At 65.0% G+C, this 18,475-nt stretch carries 15 protein-coding genes; 4 read left to right on the top strand and 11 right to left on the bottom strand.

Annotated elements, in window-relative coordinates; translation table 11 throughout:
* Positions 1-142 precede the first annotated feature (142 nt).
* Positions 143-445 (top strand): hypothetical protein, encoded by a 303-nt coding sequence (locus tag PTE31013_RS17620; protein ID WP_150614068.1) that lies wholly within the window; start codon positions 143-145, stop codon positions 443-445.
* Between the two features lie 90 nt (positions 446-535).
* Positions 536-1,129, top strand: coding sequence for a putative pterin-binding protein (locus PTE31013_RS17615; protein ID WP_150614067.1), 594 nt, complete (start codon positions 536-538; stop codon positions 1,127-1,129).
* Positions 1,130-1,655: 526 nt separating this feature from the next.
* Here the strand turns inward: PTE31013_RS17615 and PTE31013_RS17610 are convergent.
* The 3 genes from PTE31013_RS17610 to PTE31013_RS17600 all read right to left on the bottom strand — a co-directional run bounded on the left by PTE31013_RS17610 (position 1,656) and on the right by PTE31013_RS17600 (position 4,458).
* Complete coding sequence (locus PTE31013_RS17610; RefSeq protein ID WP_150614066.1) at positions 1,656-2,669, bottom strand: sterol desaturase family protein; 1,014 nt, start codon at positions 2,667-2,669, stop codon at positions 1,656-1,658.
* A 12-nt stretch (positions 2,670-2,681) separates the two neighbouring features.
* Complete coding sequence (locus PTE31013_RS17605; RefSeq protein ID WP_150614065.1) at positions 2,682-3,704, bottom strand: YVTN family beta-propeller repeat protein; 1,023 nt, start codon at positions 3,702-3,704, stop codon at positions 2,682-2,684.
* Between the two features lie 181 nt (positions 3,705-3,885).
* Positions 3,886-4,458 carry a PadR family transcriptional regulator gene (locus PTE31013_RS17600; protein WP_150614064.1) on the bottom strand — a complete coding sequence of 191 codons (573 nt, stop codon included), beginning with the start codon at positions 4,456-4,458 and terminating at the stop codon, positions 3,886-3,888.
* Between the two features lie 188 nt (positions 4,459-4,646).
* Here PTE31013_RS17600 and PTE31013_RS17595 point away from each other — a divergent pair, with 188 nt between their 5' ends.
* Both PTE31013_RS17595 and PTE31013_RS17590 read left to right on the top strand, forming a co-directional pair.
* Positions 4,647-6,668 carry an NADPH-dependent 2,4-dienoyl-CoA reductase gene (locus PTE31013_RS17595; RefSeq protein WP_150614063.1) on the top strand — a complete coding sequence of 674 codons (2,022 nt, stop codon included), beginning with the start codon at positions 4,647-4,649 and terminating at the stop codon, positions 6,666-6,668.
* Between the two features lie 213 nt (positions 6,669-6,881).
* The gene (locus tag PTE31013_RS17590) at positions 6,882-8,657 is read left to right on the top strand and encodes a GGDEF domain-containing protein (protein ID WP_150614062.1); all 1,776 of its coding nucleotides are present in this window, start codon (positions 6,882-6,884) and stop codon (positions 8,655-8,657) included.
* A 58-nt stretch (positions 8,658-8,715) separates the two neighbouring features.
* On the opposite strand, the gene PTE31013_RS17585 is transcribed toward PTE31013_RS17590, so the two are convergent.
* The 8 genes from PTE31013_RS17585 to PTE31013_RS17550 form a co-directional block, all read right to left on the bottom strand.
* On the bottom strand, positions 8,716-9,927 hold the full coding sequence (locus PTE31013_RS17585; protein ID WP_150614061.1) for an SAM-dependent methyltransferase: 1,212 nt from the start codon (positions 9,925-9,927) through the stop codon (positions 8,716-8,718).
* A complete protein-coding gene (locus tag PTE31013_RS17580) occupies positions 9,924-10,733 on the bottom strand; it encodes a DUF1365 domain-containing protein (protein WP_150614149.1) in 810 nt (269 codons plus the stop codon). The genes PTE31013_RS17585 and PTE31013_RS17580 overlap by 4 nt, the downstream gene beginning before the upstream one ends.
* A gap of 14 nt (positions 10,734-10,747) precedes the next feature.
* The gene (locus PTE31013_RS17575; protein ID WP_150614060.1) at positions 10,748-12,052 is read right to left on the bottom strand and encodes an NAD(P)/FAD-dependent oxidoreductase; all 1,305 of its coding nucleotides are present in this window, start codon (positions 12,050-12,052) and stop codon (positions 10,748-10,750) included.
* A gap of 145 nt (positions 12,053-12,197) precedes the next feature.
* Positions 12,198-13,304, bottom strand: coding sequence for an SAM-dependent methyltransferase (locus tag PTE31013_RS17570; protein WP_150614059.1), 1,107 nt, complete (start codon positions 13,302-13,304; stop codon positions 12,198-12,200).
* A gap of 31 nt (positions 13,305-13,335) precedes the next feature.
* A complete protein-coding gene (locus PTE31013_RS17565; RefSeq protein WP_150614058.1) occupies positions 13,336-14,127 on the bottom strand; it encodes a DUF1295 domain-containing protein in 792 nt (263 codons plus the stop codon).
* A 195-nt stretch (positions 14,128-14,322) separates the two neighbouring features.
* Entirely contained in the window at positions 14,323-15,060 is a 738-nt protein-coding gene (locus PTE31013_RS17560) for an anti-sigma factor (protein ID WP_150614057.1), read from the bottom strand.
* The gene (locus PTE31013_RS17555; protein ID WP_150614148.1) at positions 15,057-15,674 is read right to left on the bottom strand and encodes a sigma-70 family RNA polymerase sigma factor; all 618 of its coding nucleotides are present in this window, start codon (positions 15,672-15,674) and stop codon (positions 15,057-15,059) included. Before PTE31013_RS17555 ends, PTE31013_RS17560 begins: the two co-directional genes overlap by 4 nt.
* Positions 15,675-15,879: 205 nt before the next feature.
* Positions 15,880-18,441 carry a cation-translocating P-type ATPase gene (locus tag PTE31013_RS17550; protein WP_150614147.1) on the bottom strand — a complete coding sequence of 854 codons (2,562 nt, stop codon included), beginning with the start codon at positions 18,439-18,441 and terminating at the stop codon, positions 15,880-15,882.
* Between the last annotated feature and the right edge of the window lie 34 nt (positions 18,442-18,475).

Below are 18,475 nucleotides of genomic sequence, written 5' to 3'. Positions count from 1 at the left end.
CAACCGCTGGGCAATAGGATGAAGAGGCGTCAGGACGGTTGTCGATCGGTTGGTACTTCGCCATCGCGCACGGCCTCATGGCGGCACGGGCATCGGTGCATCGAGCGCCGATTGCTTTCATCCATGAGATAAGGAGAGCGTAATGAACAAAACGTGCTCGACCGGGGCGTTCCTCGGGGCAACGGCCATCGTGGCGATCATGTCGCTCCCAGCGACGGTGCTTGCGCAATCGGGATACGGGCAGAATTGGCCGGGCGGTGGGCCCGGGCCGTATTCGCCCTATGGCAGCGGCCGTTATGGCGCTGGAAATCCATATGCAAAGGAGCTTAACGAGCTTGCCGTCAAGAATCCCGAGAAGCATGAGGCCTGCTTCAAGGAAGCCAACGACAAGAATCTATATCGTGACGCGCGCTGGAAGTTCATGATCGAGTGCATGAAGAAGTAGGCGACGTGCCACCGGGTTGCTCGCTCGTGATACGCTCGTGCAACGCTGCGGCGCGCCTGCCGGCATGCGCCATCGCTTTCATCAACGTCCATGAAGAAAAGAGAGTTCCTTGCGGGTGCCGCGGCATTCGGCGCGTCAGCGCCGTTGCTCGCCAAGACGGCCGCAATGCCGGAATCATCCGCTACGACACCGCTCGTCACACTCAGCGGCGCCATCCTGCATCACAACCGCGGGCCTGTCGATCCCGCCCTCGATCAGCTCTTTCACAAGCAACGGGTTCGCTTCGACACCGGCTATGCATTCGACTTCGGCATGCTCACGCGAATGCCCGCGCAGACCATTCGTCCGAGGCTGGAATACGATGCTCGTCGGCACACGCTGCGTGGCCCGCGCCTGACCGATGTCCTCGCACACACGGGCGCGCCCGCCAATGCGCAGACCCAGGTGTTGCTGCGCGCAATTGATGGGTATGTCGTAGCGACCACGCTCGGTCAATTGCGCGACTACCAGTTCTTGCTCGCCACGCATCTGGACGGCAAACCCCTTGCGCTGGGCGGCCTCGGTCCGCTTTGGGCCGTCTACGATCCAGCGGAGATTCCTGCGCTGGCGAGCAAGCCGCTCAAGGAGCAGTTCACCCTTTGCCCGTGGGGCATTTATCACATTCAGATCAACCCCGTGCTCTGAGCTCGCCAGCCCTCGGTTCGGGGTCGCGCGATCGCGGCGCCGCGAACGATTGGTCGGTTCGTGACATTCGGGAAGCGTGATGCCCTTTGCCTTGGCGCGCTCCTGCATCTCGGCGTAGGTCGCTTCGGCCAGTTTTTGCCGCTCTTCAAGGGGCACTGCGCATCCTTGCCTGGCGTGTGGTGCGTTCCGCAGACGTCGTCGAATTCGGTTCTGCGCCGACGACGCGCAACGGCGCGTGCCGCGGCACGCTGGCACTTCACAACATGAAGGCAGGCGGATTGGAGGCGGTCTTGACGCTTCCGCGGGGGTGAGGCGCCGTCTTGGATTGGCAATGAGCGCTGTCTCAACGCGGGTTTCTGACGGTAAGCCTGCGATACAACCGCGACGACCGTCCCGCGACTCCACCACCGCCCCATTCGCAGCACAGTCAGCGCAGCGTATCGCCCATTTCTTGATTTCGACGCCGAAAAAAACCACTGACCGGCCCCAGGCAACGCGAATCGTTCGCGCAGGCCAGCGCGCCGCGTTACGAGGCGTCGGCACCTAGTGTCGAGCGGGGGCGGCGCAGCGCAAGCCGCTTGGCGATGCGCCCGAAGGTGCGCAGTTGTTGCGAAATCACGCCCACCCCGTACCGGCGCGAGCGGCCTTCGGGGGCGGGGAGTTGATCGCGGATGCCGGTCGGCTCCAGGGCGCGCTCCCACGAGGCCGTCCGGAACATCACGTCCCACCAAGGGAACAGCACGCCGAAGTTGCAGCCGTATCGGGTGCCTTCGTGTCCGTAGCCGATGGCGTGATGACGTCGATGGAACGTTGGGCTCACGATCAGGCGCTCGAGCAGCGAGCCATACGATAGCCGTGCATTCACGTGCTGCACGCTTTGCAAGAAATTCCCCACCGCCACGAGTACGACGTACTGGGCGGGTTGCACGCCGATGAACAGCGCGATCGATGCAAAAAATGCGGCCTGCATCATGACGTCGAGGAAATGGTTGCGGTCATCCGACCACATCGACAACTGCCGCTGGCTGTGATGCACCGCGTGCAGCTCCCACCAGACCCCGAAGCGATGCTGCCAGCGGTGATACCAGTAACCCGCGAAGTCGAGCACGACCAGGTAGAGCAGGAACGACACGAGCGGCTGATCCGTCACGCCGGGGTAAAGGCCGTCCAATTGGAGGTTCGGCAGCCCGTGAATCACCATCTGGCTCTGCAACGCGCTGAAGACCGGTTGCAGTACCAGGAAGAAGAGCAGGTTGAGAATGCCGAGCTTGGCGATCCAGGTGTAGATCACGTCGGCGCGCACCTGACGGCGGTCCTGCCATTGCTCGACCGGGCGCAGCGCCTCGAGCGGGCGCAACAGCGCATACGTCACGCCGATCTGGAAGACCCCGACGAGCACCCAGTACAGGGCGTCATAGATGTCGTCGCCGTAGCCCATCAGGTTGAAGTGGAACAGCAGCGGCTGAACCCCATCAACGTAGACGAGCGTCTGCACGGCCGCGATGCCGCTGTCTACGAAGTTGATGGCTTCCTGAATCATCTGGTGGCCTCGTCAGTCCGGATTCGGCGAAAGTACGGGAGCGCGTTCCGCAAAGAAAATACCATGCGGCGACCGGTTGACGGCGATGCGGTCGATGAGTTTACGTGTCGTCATGTCGATCACCCCGACATGACGCGCAAACCGGAACGTCACCCAAAGATAACGCTTGTCGGCGGACAATTCCATATCGTCCGGCCCCGGCATCAGGCCGGTGATGTCGGCCACCTTGGTCAATGACACGTAATCGAGAATGCTGATCGTGCTCTCGACGCGGTTGCTCACGGCAATGTGGCGACCATCGGCGAGCGAGCGGAAGTTGTGCGCGCCGCGCCCGGTCGGAATACGCTTGACGACCTTCTGTGCCCGCCAGTCGACCACGGCCACATCGTCCTCGCCGGTCATGCCGACGAGTAGGTACTTGTCGCCTGGCGTCATCCACAGTCCCGCGGGTGTCTTGCCGAGCGCCATGCGCCACTTGACCGTCTGCGTCGCGAGGTCGACGGCTGCCAGTTCACCCGTGTCCTGTATGGTCACGAACACCGTCTTGCTGTCGGACGTGAACGTCATGTGGCTCGGCGTCTTCGCCAATGGAATCCGCTTGGCGATCGAGAAATTCTCGCCATCGTAGTGATAGATGTCGAGACGATCCAGGCGCAGCGCCGTTGTGACAAACCATTTGCGGTCGGGCGAGAAGCCAAGCTGATAAGGGTCTTCGATGTCGGCGACCTGGCGTTGCAGCTTGCCGGTGTTCGGATCGAGGAACATCAGGCTGTTCGAGACCGAATTCGCCACGATCAACGATCGCTTGTCGGGGGTGATCATCAGGTGATGCGGCTCTTTGCCCGTCGGCATGGTGCCAACGACCTTGTGCGACGCCTGATCGATGAGGGAGAGCTGGGCTGCGCCCGAATCGAGCACGATGACCGTGCCGGCATGGGCGGGCGAGAGCGGAAGCGTAGCGGCGAGCAGGGCCGAAAGCGTCGCCAGGGTACGGACACGGCCGGTCAGCCGGGAAAACTTGAGAGAAAACGCCATGAGAGCCTAGGGTGGGGCGTAAGACGGTGACGCAGGGCCGGTAAGCCGTGCATCGATTCCTTCGTTAAACGCACCACGTGCCCCGCCCGTTGACAGGAAAATGGGGCGCGATGGGCCGGGACAGCACGATCCGGCGGCCGCCCGTCCTGACCCGAAGTCCGTGCGTCTGCGCGGCGCCGCGTCAGGCGGCGGGCGAGCCGTCGGTGGCGGCCACACCATCCCATGTTTCCAGCAAGGCCAGCGCCTCTCGCGTCCAGTCCAGCCAGCCTTGCTCGTACCGCACGCCGAGTTGCAGGATGTGCCGTTGCAGCGCGGCTGCACGCGTTGGCGTCTCATCAGGGGGGAAGTCGCGCGCTTCGATGGCCCGGTAGGCGGCCAGCTTCTGGGCGTGGAGCGCCGAGCGGCGCCGCAGTTCGGGCTGCAGGCCGAGCGGCCCGATGGCGGCATCGGCACGCAGCCGGACCATCAGGTCGTCGCGGAGATCGGTGGGCGCCGTTGGGGTAGCCGCCCACGCGAGCAGTTCGTCGCGCCCGGCGTCGAGTACGCGATAGAGGCGCTTGCGTGTGCGCCCGCCGTCGGGCGCGGCCATGGAGTCGATCCAGCCGGACGCCTCCATGCGCGCCAGTTCGCGGTAGATCTGTTGATGAGTGGCATGCCAGAAGAAGCCGATCGACTTGTCGAAACGGCGGGCAAGGTCGTACCCGGAGGAGGATTTCTCCAGCAACGAGGTCATCAGGGCGTGGGCGAGCGGCATGGTCGGCAGTGTAAGGACTCTATTTCCACTATGCAACCGGTTGCATAGTGAGCGACAGCCCCTTAAAATCGCCCTCGAACTATGCAACCGGTTGCATAGAGCGAAGACGCGCGAAAGACGCGTCCTGTACTTGCCGGGAAATCCCCTCCCAAACCCACGGCCCGCGCCGAACGATAAGTGAGACAACGATGAGCGGCTATCCCCACCTGATGCAGCCCCTGGATCTGGGTTTTATGACGTTGCGCAACCGTGTGCTGATGGGTTCGATGCATGTCGGACTCGAAGAGGCACGCAATGGCTTTGCCCGCATGGCCGAGTTCTACGCGGAACGTGCGCGCGGTGGCGTGGCGTTGATGGTGACGGGCGGCATCGCACCGAATGACGCCGGCCGGCCCTACGCGGGCGGCGCGAAGCTCAGCACCGAGGCGGAGGCCGAGAAGCACCGCGGTGTGACGCAGGCCGTCCATGCCGCGGGGGGCAAGATCGCCCTGCAGATCCTCCATTTCGGGCGCTACGCCTACCACCCCGACCTGGTCGCGCCGAGCCCGTTGCAGGCGCCCATCACGCCCGCCAAGCCGCGCGAACTGACGGGTGACGAGGTCGAGGCGACCATTGACGACTTCGTCAACTGTGCTGCGCTCGCCCAGCAGGCAGGATATGACGGGGTTGAAATCATGGGCTCCGAGGGTTACCTGATCAACGAATTCATTGCGGCGCGCACCAATCATCGCACCGACGCGTGGGGCGGCAGCTACGACAACCGGATACGCTTCCCGGTCGAAATCGTGCGGCGCGTGCGCCAGCGTGTGGGCCGCGAGTTCATCATCATCTACCGCCTCTCGATGCTTGATCTGGTCGAAGGGGGGTCCACCTTCGAGGAAGTGGCGCAACTGGCTCGCGCGGTCGAGGCGGCCGGGGCGACGCTGATCAACACGGGGATCGGCTGGCACGAAGCCCGCATCCCGACGATCGCCACCAGTGTGCCGCGCGCCGCATTCGCCTGGGTGACCGGCAAACTCAAGGGGCACGTCGGCATTCCCCTCATCACGACCAACCGCATCAATACGCCCGAGGTGGCCGAGCGCATTCTCGCCGAGGGCGAGGCGGACATGGTGTCGATGGCGCGCCCGCTGCTGGCCGATCCCGAGTTCGTGAACAAGGCGGCCGCCGGTCGCGCAGAGACCATCAACACATGCATTGGGTGCAATCAGGCGTGCCTCGATCACACGTTCAGCGGCAAGATCACGTCTTGCCTGGTCAATCCGCGCGCCTGCCATGAAACGGAACTGCGCATCGAGGCGGCCGGACGCACGCGTCGCGTGGCCGTCGTCGGCGCGGGCCCGGCAGGTCTGGCGGCGGCAACGGTGGCGGCCCGGCGGGGACATGACGTGACACTCATTGAGGCCGATGCCGAGATCGGCGGGCAGTTCAACATGGCCAAGCGGATTCCCGGCAAGGAAGAGTTCTTCGAGACCCTGCGCTACTTCCGCAACGAATTGGACGCCGCGGGTGTCAAGGTGCAACTGAATACGCGTGCAACGGTGGCCTCGCTGGTCGACGGCGGGTACGACGACATCGTGCTGGCGACCGGGGTGGTGCCGCGAACCCCGGCCATCGACGGCGTGGATCACCCCAAGGTGCTCAGCTATATCGACGTGTTGCGAGGCGGGGCGTCGGTCGGCAAGACCGTCGCGGTGATCGGGGCGGGGGGCATCGGTTTCGATGTGGCCGAGTTCCTCACGCAAGCCGGCGAGAGCGCCACGCTGGCACCGGCAAAGTTCTACGCGGAATGGGGAATCGATCCGGACTACGCGCACGCCGGTGGCCTGCGCCCGCCAGTGCCGCAAACGTCACCTCGCAAGGTCTACCTGATGCAACGCAAGACCTCGAAGGTGGGCGACGGACTCGGCAAGACCACCGGCTGGATTCACCGCACGTCGCTCAAGCATCGCGGCGTTGAAATGATCCCCGGTGTGACATATCGCCGGATCGACGACGATGGCTTGCATGTGACCATTGACGGAACCCCGCACGTGCTCCCCGTCGATAACGTAGTTATGTGTGCCGGACAGGAGCCTTTGCGCGAATTGGCGGACGGCCTTCGGGCGGCCGGTGCGCGCGTGCATGTCATCGGCGGCGCCGATGTGGCGGCTGAACTCGACGCCAAGCGCGCGATCCAGCAGGGCACGGAGGTGGCTATCGATTTGTGAAGGTGGCATGGGGGCGAGCGGCGCCGGAGCATTGTGCGACAATGGCGCCGCGTCGATTTTCACTGCCAGCCGACATCGGCGTGACGCCAGAGCGTGGCTGCCAAGTGCCGGGCGCCACGTGTCCGAGGCAAGCTGAGGACTGCCGCCGCCACGGCGCCGTTCGAAGCGGTCTGCGTGGGAGCCTGAACCGTGTGGCCGACGGTGTCATCGTCAATGAAGCGCACGTTACTCTCTGCCGTTTCGCTCACCGGCCGCCTTCGGTGGCTGAATCTCGCCGTCGTCGGCGTCGTCGTCATCCTCTGCGGCAGTCTGCTCATCGGGTCCTGGGGGACGTACCAGCGCGCCAGCGACGCGTCACTGGCGCTCGAAGCCTTGAAAGCCACGCTGCTCGCGATGGAGAAGGCGTCGGCCGAACGGGGGCCGGCCAATGCCGTGCTGGGCGCCGACCTGCCGCTTCCCAACGCGTCGGTCACGGCGCTGCGCAACGCGCGCGAGGCGACCAACGCGCGTCTGCAGGACCTGTTGTCGGCACTCTCGACCGATCGGTGCGATGCGTGCGGCAGCAGTTTGCGGGTGGTCGAGCGTGCCCGCCTGGATCTGGCGGCGGCCAGCGCCAATGTCGACCTGCTGGTGCAACGCCCACGCGAGAAGCGCAGCGACATGGCCGTGCGCGATGCGGTCGATCACATGATCCGTGTCATCCCCGAATTCACCTCCGTGGCATCGTCACGTACCGATGTGATCTCGCGCGGCGTCCCCGATGCACTTCATTACGTCGTCCTCGCCCGTCTGGCGGCGGATCTGCGTGAGTACGCCGGGCAACTCGGTTCTCACTTCACTGCATCGCTCACCACCGGGAAGCCGCTCACCGAGGCTGATCAGCGCACCATGGAACGCACGCTAGGCCGTATCGATCAACTGCGCGACATGATCGCCGCGCGCATGATCGATCCCCCTGAACTCGGTCCCGAGACGCTTGGCGCCCTGAACGCCCAGTACTTCGCCGCGGGATTGCATTACGTGGCCACGGTTCGCACGCTGGCGAGCCAGCCGGAGCCTGTCGGGCCGACGACGGCCGAGTTTGCTGGCCATTACGTGCCAACGATGCGCGCGATCACCGATTTCCGCGATTCCATGCTGGCGCTGGCGCAGCGCAAGGTCGACGCCCAGGTCTCGATAGCGCTCAAGTGGTTGATCGGCACGGCGTTCGCGACGCTCGCGCTGGTGCTCGCCATCGTCGTTGCGCTGCGAAGTTTCCGCCGCAGCGTGGTGCAGCCGTTCGAGGCGGCAACGCGTTTCGTCATTGCCCTGGCGCAGGGCAATCTCGACGCGGCCGTGCCAGGCGAAGGTGTGCCGATGCGCCGGCCGCAGGTGCGCGCCGTGTTCGATGCGTTGCGCGTGCTCAGGCTCAACGCGCTTGAGTTGAGGCAACTGCGGGGCGAGCGCAACCGGTTGCTGGGCGAACTGGAGCTGAGCGCGGACACCGACCCGCTGACGCAACTGATGAACTGGCGGGCGTTCGCGCGGCAGGCGCGGGCCCTGTGGGCGATGCCGTCGCCGGGGCGGGTCGCGTTGATCAAGCTCGATATCGACCACTTCACGCAGATCAACGCGACCTGGGGGCATGATGTGGGCGACGATGTGCTGCGCCGCGTCAGTGCGGTGTGTCTCAATACCTGTCAGCCGGGGGATGCGGTAGCGCGGCTGGGGGCGGACGCGTTCGTGATTCTGGCGCGTGTGCTCGACCCATCGCGCGCGCAGCAATTCGCTGACCTGTTGCGCGGACGCATCGAAGCCACGACGTTGCCGTTGCCGAACGGCGAACGCGTGCCGCTGAACGCGAGTGTCGGTATCGCGATCGGCGACCCGGCGACATTCAATGCGACGCGAGTGTCCAGCGGCGAGCCGGCCACCGTTTCGGCACTGCTGAGCGAGGCGGAGCGCCAGCTCCACGCCGCGCGGCTGGCGCAGCGGCGTGCCATCGAGTAGGTTGCGTCATGGCGCTTCACGCGTCACGGAGCAAGCCGTCTGTGCGCCTCCGAGCGCCTCAACGCCCGTGCGTCACAACGAAATGCCGTACGTCGACGCGCTGTTCCGCGAACGCGGCCTCGCAATACTGAAGATACAGCCGCCACGACCGGATGAACGTGTCGTCGAAGCCTTGCGCACGCACCGCGTCAATCTGCGCTTCGAAGGCCGCATGCCAGTGCTGCAATGTCCTGGCGTAATCGCGGCCGAAGCGCAGCGTCTCGACGGCATGCATGCCGCATGCCTCCGAGGCACTAACGAAACGTTCCGGGCTGGGCAGCATGCCGCCCGGAAAGATGAACTCGCGGATGAAGTCACTCGACACGCGGTACGCGTCAAAAGCGTTGTCTTCGATGGTGATCGACTGAATGAGCGCTCGGCCCCCGGGGCGCAGACGGGATTTGAGCATCGCGAAGTACGCCGGCCAATACGCTTCGCCCACTGCCTCGAACATCTCGATCGAGACGATGGCAGCGAACTGGCCCTGCACGTCACGGTAATCCGTGAGCGAGAACTCGGCCAAGCGACTCAGGCCCTCCGCGTCGACGCGGGCTTTGGCGAGCGTCAATTGCGCGTGTGAGAGGGTGATGCCATGCACCGCAATCCCTTGCCGGGCCGCGTGAAGCGCAAATCCTCCCCATCCGCATCCCACTTCCAGCACACGGTCGCCGGGCCGCAGCCCCAACGTGTCGACGATCCGCTGATACTTCGCATGCTGGGCGTCGGCGAGCGAGCGGTGGAGATCGCCCGCGAACCAGGCGCTCGAGTAGGTCCAGGTCGAGTCCAGCCAAAGTTCGTAGAAGCCGTTGCCGAGATCGTAATGCGCGTGGATATTGCGACGGCTGCCTGAGCGGGTGTTGCCTCGCAGGCGATGCCGAAGGTGATACCAGACACGCGCGATGCGTGAGCCCGTCACGGTGCTGGCGATCGACGCGAGGTTGCGTATCGCCAACCGGAGCAGCATGACCATATCGGGCGAATCGACCCAGCCGGCGCGATAGGCGTCGGCGAATCCGATATCGCCGGCGTGCATGATTCGACGGCAGCCGCGCCAGTCGTGGAGTTCAAGCGTTGCACCCGGCGCGCTGTGAGGATCACCGAACATGAGCGGGGTGCCGTCGGGGCAGATCAGCGTCAGATGTCCGGACTGAATCCGGCGCAGCAACGCGATGAACAGGCGGGCCGACATCGGTGCGATGGGCCTCACGGAGAACAGGCGGAGCGGAATCATGGACGGATCTCCTGGTCAGCGGAACCGGCGCGCTCCGGCGCCGTTACACGTAGCGTGGGCGGCGATTTGCCGTGGAACGGCACGCGCTTGAGCCAGAGTCTCAGCGCTTGCCAGTGAATCCTGATGACGACGTTCAGGGCGTTGAGGGGTTGCGAAAGCACAGCGAGCAGCACGCGCCGTCCCGTGAACGGTTCGGCGCGCATGGCGATCGCCGTGCGCAGCAGCAGATCGCCGTCGACGCGGTAATCGATGGCGACCGCCCAGATCGCACCCTTGCGGCGGACGCGAAACTCGTATTGCCCCTGCACGTCGCAAAACGGGGAGACGTGAAAGGCTTTGCGGCAGACGAGCCGGGTATCGCCACGAATGGGGGCGTGTCCGTCGGCACTGAGCAGATACCCGTGGTGTTGACCGAATGTGTTGCGTACATCCGCGTACAACGCGCGCAAGTTTCCCTGGTGGTCGTGGCAATACCAGAAGCTCACGGGGTTGAACGCATAGCCGGCCATGCGCGGAATCGTCTGCAGCCAGAGGGCGCCGTCGGCCGGAATCCCCGCTTCCGCCAGACGCGCGCGCATCCAGGGCGCCAGCTCACTGCCGTCGCGAGGACCGTAGTCGCGCGATCTCAGGGCGAGGGGGCGGCGCCGGTCCAGCGCAAACCATCGGCTGTGTATGGCGTCGAGACGCCCGACATCGCAGGCGATCTGAAACATCGAATACGTGAACGTGTGACGGACCGGATGCAGCCGCTCATGGGTCACGTGGCCGCGCAGCAGCCAGGCGGGCGGTGTTGATGGGCTCGCCATCGCGTCCTTCGTGCTCACGGTTGCGCCCACGTCGGCATCACACCGAAATCGCCGGCCACTCGCAGCGCGGATTTCAGACCATCTTCGTGAAAGCCGTAGCCCATCCAAGCGCCCGCGAACCATGTCCGTTGGCGGCCCTGGATATCGGGCAGGCGCGATTGGGCGTCCACGGCGGCCAGATCGAGCAGGGGGTGTTGATACGTGTAGCGTCCCAACACCTTGTCTGGCGCCGGTTCGTGACTCGGGTTGAGCGTGACGATCACGGGGGACGTGAAGGGCAGGGCCTGGAGCTGGTTGATCAGATAGCTCACGCACACGGGGCGGTGCGCGTCAGCGGCCGTGCCCGCCTGACTGACGTAGTTCCACGCGGACCAGACGCGACGCCGGCGCGGCAGCAACTTCGGATCCGTGTGCAGCACCGCGATGTTCGGTTGATACCGCACGGCACCGAGTATTTGACGCTCCAAAGCGTCGGCGTCGCCCAGCAGTTGCAGGCTGTCCGGGGCGTGACTGGCGAGAATGACCGCGTCGAAGCGCTGCGATTCGCCGTCGCCGAACGCGATCGTCACCCCATCGCGCCCGCGCGTGACGCGCCGTACTGGCGTTCGCAGTCGCACATCGTCAAGCGTTGCCAGCAGCCGGCGCACGTAGGCGCGTCCGCCACCGGCGACCGTTTTCCACTGCGGGCGACGCCGGATCTGCAACAGCGCGTGATTCAGGCAGAAGCGCAGGAACGTCGCGGCGGGAAAGTGCAGGATGTCGGCCGCACGGCTCGACCAGATCGCGGCGGCCATCGGCAGGAGATAGTGGTGCTGAAATGGTTGCCCATAGCCATTCGCCAAGAGCAGGTCGCCCACCGATTGGCGCTCGCGCATGGCGCGTTCCAGGTGTTGCTCTGCCGTCGCATTAAAGCGCAGCACGTCGCGCAGCATGCGCAGAAAGCTTGGGGAGTAGAGATTGCGACGTTGGGCAAATACGGTGTTCAGGTTGGTGCCGGCCCATTCAAGTGCGCCGCCGCCGACCGAGACCGAGAACGACATATCGCTCGCGATGGCGCTCACACCGAGTTCATCGAACAACGCAATCAGGTTGGGATACGTGCGGTCATTGAAGACCAGGAAGCCCGTGTCGACGGGAGCACAGTGCCCATCGAGCGAGACATCGACGGTGTTGGTATGTCCACCGGCATAATCGCTCGCCTCGAACACGGTCACGTGATGCTTCCGGGCAAGGAGATAGGCACTGGCCAGTCCGGCAATCCCCGCGCCCACCACGGCGACGCGTTGTCCGGGAGGCAGGGCGGCGGTCGATGCGTTCATTGACTTGTCTCGTCGAAGTTTTGTGGTTATACGAAACGCAAGCGCACATGGATGCACGCGCGATTGAAAAAGCGGTGCGCCGCCCACGAACGCGCGCTTCGCGGCCGAATCCGCGGAGCGCGCCACGTCATGGCGGGGCGCCGGCTCATGCCGGTTGGCCCCGCTTTTCGAACAGATAATGGCCAACGCCCCATTCCCGGCCCTGGGCGTAGCCGAACAGCTCGGCAACCGCCATATAGAACATGCGCCAGCGCTGGAACTGAACGCTGGCCTGCGGGCCGTACCCGGCCGCCTCCAGCATCGGCAGTGTCCTGGCGCGCGACGCATCCAGCGCCGCTAGCCAGTGGTTGGCCGTGCGCTCGTAATGGCGGCCGTCGATCCACCAGCGGTTCACGATGCGCAGGTCGTCCTGGAAGTGCAGTAGCAGATCCGTGCTGGGCATGGTGCCGCCGGTGAAGAAGTGCCGTGACATCCAGTCGCTGCCATCCTTGTTCTGGAAGGGGTAGGCGACATGACGATGTGCGAAGAGGTGGACGAACAGGGTTCCGTCGTCGTTCAGCCAGCGGGCAATCTTGCCGAGCAGCGCGCCATAGTTCTTCATGTGCTCGAACATTTCGATGGACAGAATGCGGTCGAATCCCGCTGGGACGCCGTCATCGAATTCGAAGTCGGCCACGTCGCCCGTCACGATCCGCAGATTCCGAAGTCCGCGGCGCGCCGCCGCCAATTCGATGAAACGACGCTGACCGTGAGCGTTCGACAGCCCGACGATCTGCGCGCTGGGATATCGCTCGGCAAGCCAGAGCGAGAGCGAACCCCAGCCGCAGCCGAGATCCAGAATTCGCTGACCGTCTGCGACGTCGGCGCGCTGCGCGTAGCGCGCGAGCATTGCCTGCTCGGCCTGGGCCAGCGTCTCGTCGCCGTTCGGGTAATAGCAGCACGAATACTTGATGGCCGGTCCGAGATGCTCGACGAAGAATTCGCTCGGAACCTCGTAGTGCTGCGTGTTGGCGGCCTGGGCTTCGACGGCGATCGGACTCGCGCGCAGGGCATGGACGAATGCGGCGAGCGATTCAGCGCTTCGCTCGGGATCGTGCGCGTGCGCCTCGCGCAAGCGTCGGCGCATCAGCATGCGCATGCCCGCCCGGAGCGCGAAATCCGGCACAAGGCCCCGTTCGCAGAGACGGATCAGACCGGACTCATCGGGCGACGTGGTGTGCGTGGCGGGTGGTTGCGTAAGGGAGACGGTCATGGCGTCGGGCTCCTGGCTTCAACAAACGGGGTCATGGCAGCGGCCTGTCGCTGGACTTCCTGGGGGGCCAGGGAACGAGCACGCTGGTGGTTTGCATGTACGTCTTGTATGCAGGGCGGGATCGCAAGAGATGGGCTTCAAGCAGCGGGATGCCCGACACTTTGAGCAACAGCCAGGCCATGAGCAGCGGCGGAACGAGCGTCGCCCATGCCCAAGGCGCGCCAACCGCGAGCACGGGGTAAGCGCACCAGTGGACACACTCGAAGAAGTAATTCGGATGCCGCGAGTACCGCCACCAGCCGACCTGGCAGACCTGGCCCCGATGGGTGGCGACGGCGGTGAATCGTCGCAGTTGACGGTCGGCCGATGCCTCGCCCGCCACGGCGGCCAGCCAGATGAGCGCGGCGACGGCGAGCGCCAGCGGCACCGGCGCGCGGTCGTTGAACGCTGGCACGAAGAACGCCGCGGCGAGCAGCAGGGCGATCACGCCCTGCAACTGGAAGAACCAGAACATGTTGCGTCCGGCATGCTCGCCCCACTGTTCACGAAATTGCCGGTAGCGAGCGTCTTCAGGATGTCCGTAGTTGCGACGCCAGAGATGCATCGCCAGGCGCAGGCCCCACAGCCCGCCGGCCGTACCGACGAAAGCTCGGTTGATGGCGTGGCCGGTACCGAGGCATGCCGCGACGATCGCGACGCTTCCGAGCGCGGCCGCCCAGACCGGGTCGACCATGCCGGCGTTGTGCGACCGACATTGATAGCGCCAGGCAAGCGCCAGCGCAACGCACATTCCAGCGAACGATAGGACGACAGCAGCGAGCATGCGGGCTCCCGACGCGGATTGAGGACTCGACGCGGAGGTATACGAGCGTCAAGCGTCACCGGATGCGGGTGCCGGAGAAAAATCTTAATGAAACAAGCGCGGGGGCAATTCGAAAAGCAAAGAAGGGGTTGTCCAACACGTGGACAACCCCTTCAGGTCAAGCGAGGGCGGATGCTCGGCAGGGCGCTCAGGTGCTCATGCGGGGCGGATGGCGCCGGTAGCGACCACTGGGCCGGTCGGTTGGCCGGTGGGGGAGCCGCCCGGCGGTTCGACGGATACCGCGAGCACGGCGTGGGTGTCCATCTGCGCGAGGATTTGCGGCGAGAGCGCCATCGACGCGGGTTGGTCGGCCGCAAATACGCCCAGCGGGATGGGCTTTGCGTTATGTGGGATCAACCACAGTTCGGTCGTACGGCCGGCCGCAATGACCGGCTTGACGACTGGCACCACGACCATGCTCGCGCGGCGCGTGTCGACCGTCGCGGTCCAGTGGGCGACGCCGTCCTGGCGCGCGATGGTCGACACCATATAGGCATTGGCCGTCACGGTGGATGGGCTGCGCGACGGCAGCAGCGTCACCACGTTGACGGCAAGCAGCGCAAGCGCCGCGACGCTTGCACCGAGTCCCACCCATCGCCACAGGCGCAAATTGTCCCACCAGGTGGCGGCCGGTGCCGCACGCGCGGCGCGCAGGGCTTCCGGCGCGATGCCGAGGTCGCGCTGAATCCGTTGCCACACGCGTGGCGGCGGCGCGACCGGCGCCACGTCTTCGGCCAGTCGTGCGATGCGTGCTTGCCATTGGTGAAGGCTTGCTTGAATGCGCGGATCGGCATCGGCGGCTTGCTCGAGCTCGCGCCGTTCGGCCGCGCTCAGCACGCCGAGGGCATATTCGGCGCAGCGCAGCTCGTCGTCTTGGTTGGCGGGCGTATTCATTGCTCGAGGCATACCTTCAGTTGCATTAGGCTCCGGCGTATCCAGCTTTTCATCGTGCCGAGGGGAACGCTCAGGCGACTGGCGAGCTCACTGTAGGAGGCACCGGTAAAGAACGCTTCGCGCACCACGCCACGCTGTTGCGGCTCGAGGCGTTGCAGGCATTGCTCAAGGCGCTGTCGTTCCTCGGATGCTTCGGCAAGTGCGGCGGGCGTGGGATCGTCCGACGGGATGGCGAGGGCATCGCCCTCATCGAGGGCGATCTCGCGATGTTCGCGCAATCGGTCGATGGTTCGGTTGCGGGCCAATGCGATGAGCCAGGTCATGGCGTTGCCGCGCTCGGGGTCGAAGCCGTCTGCGCGTCGCCAGACGCTGACGAAAACTTCCTGGAGCAGGTCCTCGGCTTCCGCCCGGTCGCGGATCATTCGCAGGATCACGCCGAACAGACGTGCCGATGTCATCTGGTAGAGGGTGGCAAAGGCATCGTGATCTTCCTGGCCCACGGCCGACAGCGTTCGGTTCAATGTGTCGCGCCACGCGGTGTCGGCGGTGGGGTCGCTCGGGCGCTCAGAGGTTGATGGACGTGCTCGGTTGGCACTTTTGGGCATGTCGTTCATGCGGAAGAGGCCTTCGCTTCGGCTATGGCATTGACGTTCCGCGCAATATAGCACCTTAGGTGCGAGATGGCGCGCCGCGTCCGGCATGAGCAGGCGAGTATTCGGCATGGCGTGACGACGGAAGGTGAGGGTGCTGAGTCATACGAATCGGGCACGCCTCCGGATGCGCTGCATCGGCGCATTCTTCAATCCGGTTCGGCGGGTGTCACGGGCGGAGCAGTGCCACGAGTCCGAACAGCCGTGCCAGAGACGGTACGGTCATGAGTAGCAGAAGCGCCACGCCCGTCATGCCCAGGACTCGCCAGGTGTACTGATTTCGCGGACGCCCCTGTTCGGGACGTTGGGTGCGCAACACCATCGGAACGACAAAGATCAGCGCGACATTGACCACGACAAGCAGTTCGAACGCCAGTGTGCGGGCCAAGGGGAGCGGGTTCGTGGTGGAGGTGGCATATTGCAGCAGCCCCGCGTAGACACCGACGACCAGCGCACCGGCCATCGCACCGACCGAGGCCACTTGCAGGAAGGCGCGAGACGACAGGAGCCGCGCACCGGCGCGCCGTGGCGGGGCATGCATCAGGTGAGCGTCTTCCGGTTCGTTCTCGAACACGATCGAGCAGACCGGATCGATCACGAGTTGCAGGAAGACGATGTGGATTGGCGCGAGCATTGGCGGCAAGCCGACAAGAATCGGCACCACGGCGGCCGCAACCATGGGAACGTGCACCGCGATGGTGTAGCTGATCGCGAGAACGAGATTGGCGTAGATACGTCGCCCCAGCCGGATGGCTGACACGATGGGGGCGAAGTCGTCGCGCAGCAGGACCAGCGCGGAGACTTCGCGCGCCACTTCCGCGCCGCGCAATCCCATTGCAATGCCAATGTGGGCCGCCTTGAGGGCCGGCGCGTCGTTCACACCGTCCCCCGTCATCGCCACCACTTCGCCGTTGGCCCGCAGCGCGTTCACCAGACGAAGCTTTTGCTCCGGCCGGATACGGGCGAAGGTCTCGACGTCCTTGACGGCGTTGCGCACTTGCGTCTCGTCCATGGCCGCCAGGGCCTGGCCGGTGACGATCCGTCGACTGTCGATGCCGACCTCGGTGGCAATGGCCTGCGCCGTCGTCGGGTAGTCTCCGGTCACCATCACCACGCGAATGCCTGCGGCGTGGCATTGCGCGATGGCCTGGGCGACGTCCGGTCGGACCGGATCGGACAGGCCGACCAACCCCAGGAACTCGAACGCGAAGCTGTGCTGATCCTTCGGCCATTCGGGGTGCGAGTGCGAGGCTTTCGCCACCCCCAGCACCCGCAACCCGGCCGACGCCATGTTCGCCGCCTGATCGAGAACCGTCTGGGTTTCCTTCCCATCGAGATGGCATAGGGCACAGACAGCTTCCGGCGCACCCTTGCAGGCGACCGAGTGATGCTCGGAATCCGGGGTTTGCCATGCGTGCGACATCGCGGGTACCTCCGGCGTCAAGGCGTACTCGTGTACCAGCGACCAGTCCGTATGGAGGCGTCCGGTGCCGGCGAGTCCGCGGCGTCCGGTCTCGTGGAACGCCCGCTCCATCGGATCGACGGGTTCGATTTCGCTGGCGAGCACCAGGTATTCGATCAACTCGTGAAAGGCGCTATCGATCAGCGGTGTCGACGGATTGACGTCAAGCCGTTGGCCATGGGCGATGAGGGCGCTCACCGACATGCGATTCTGTGTCAGCGTGCCTGTCTTGTCGACGCACAGCACTGACGTCTGGCCGAGCGTTTCGATCGCGCTCATCCGGCGCGTGAGCACCCCGTCTTTGGCGATGCGGCGCGCGCCCAATGCGAAGAACACGGTGAGGATGACGGGGATCTCTTCGGGCAGGATGCCCATTGCCAGCGTGATTCCGGCGAGTATGCCGGGAAGCCACTCGCCGACGCGCCAGCGATAGGCGGCGGTGAGCAGAACGACCATGGCAACTGCTATCGCAGCGAAGCGATTGACGAAGGTTCTCGTTTCGATTTGCAGGGGAGACAACGCTTCCGAGATCCCGCTCAGCGACTTGCCGATGCGACCGAGCGTCGTGTTTGGCCCGGTGGCGGTCACGATCATGCGGGCTTGCCCCTGGACCACCATCGATCCGAAGAATAGCTGGCTGCCGCCATGCGCGTCGCTGGCTTCGATGCGTCCGCTGGCGTCGTCTGGTGAAAAGGAGCTGGTGTCGAGATGGGCGACGGACTTGCTGACCGCCACGGATTCTCCCGTGAGCAACGACTCGTCGACGCTGAGTTCGTGAAGTTCGACCGCAACGCCGTCTGCGGGGACGCGGTTGCCTTCGTCGACGAAAACGACGTCGCCGGGGACCAGTTCCGAGGCGGACACCAGTAGCCGACTGCCGTCGCGAAGCACCTTGGCGCGGGGTGCGGACAGTTCGCGAAGCGAGTCGAGCACCTGGGCGGAGCGATGGCTCTGATAGACGGTGAGAAAGACAATCGCCGTGACGAATGCCAGCAGCGTCAGCGCTTCGGCGGCGTCTCCGAGTACGAGATAGACGGCGCTTGCCGCGAGCAAAAGCAGGAACATCGGCTCGCGCAGGACTTCCCGCAACGTGAGTCGCCAGGTGCGGCGCGCAGCGTAGTCCACGACATTCCAGCCGAACCGCGCGCGCTGGGCCAGCACTTCGGCGCTCGATAGCCCGGTGTCAGGCGGCCGGATCGGATCGGCCTCGGGTGTGTTGTCGATTCCACGGGATCCACTGGAAACGGACGCTGCTGGCGTTGCGGGCATGCGTGTCGGCTCGTCGGCGTCTTGCGGCGTGAGC

Source organism: Pandoraea terrigena, assembly GCF_902459705.1.
GTDB classification, from domain to species: domain Bacteria; phylum Pseudomonadota; class Gammaproteobacteria; order Burkholderiales; family Burkholderiaceae; genus Pandoraea; species Pandoraea terrigena.
This window is presented reverse-complemented; position numbering and strand designations above follow the sequence as displayed.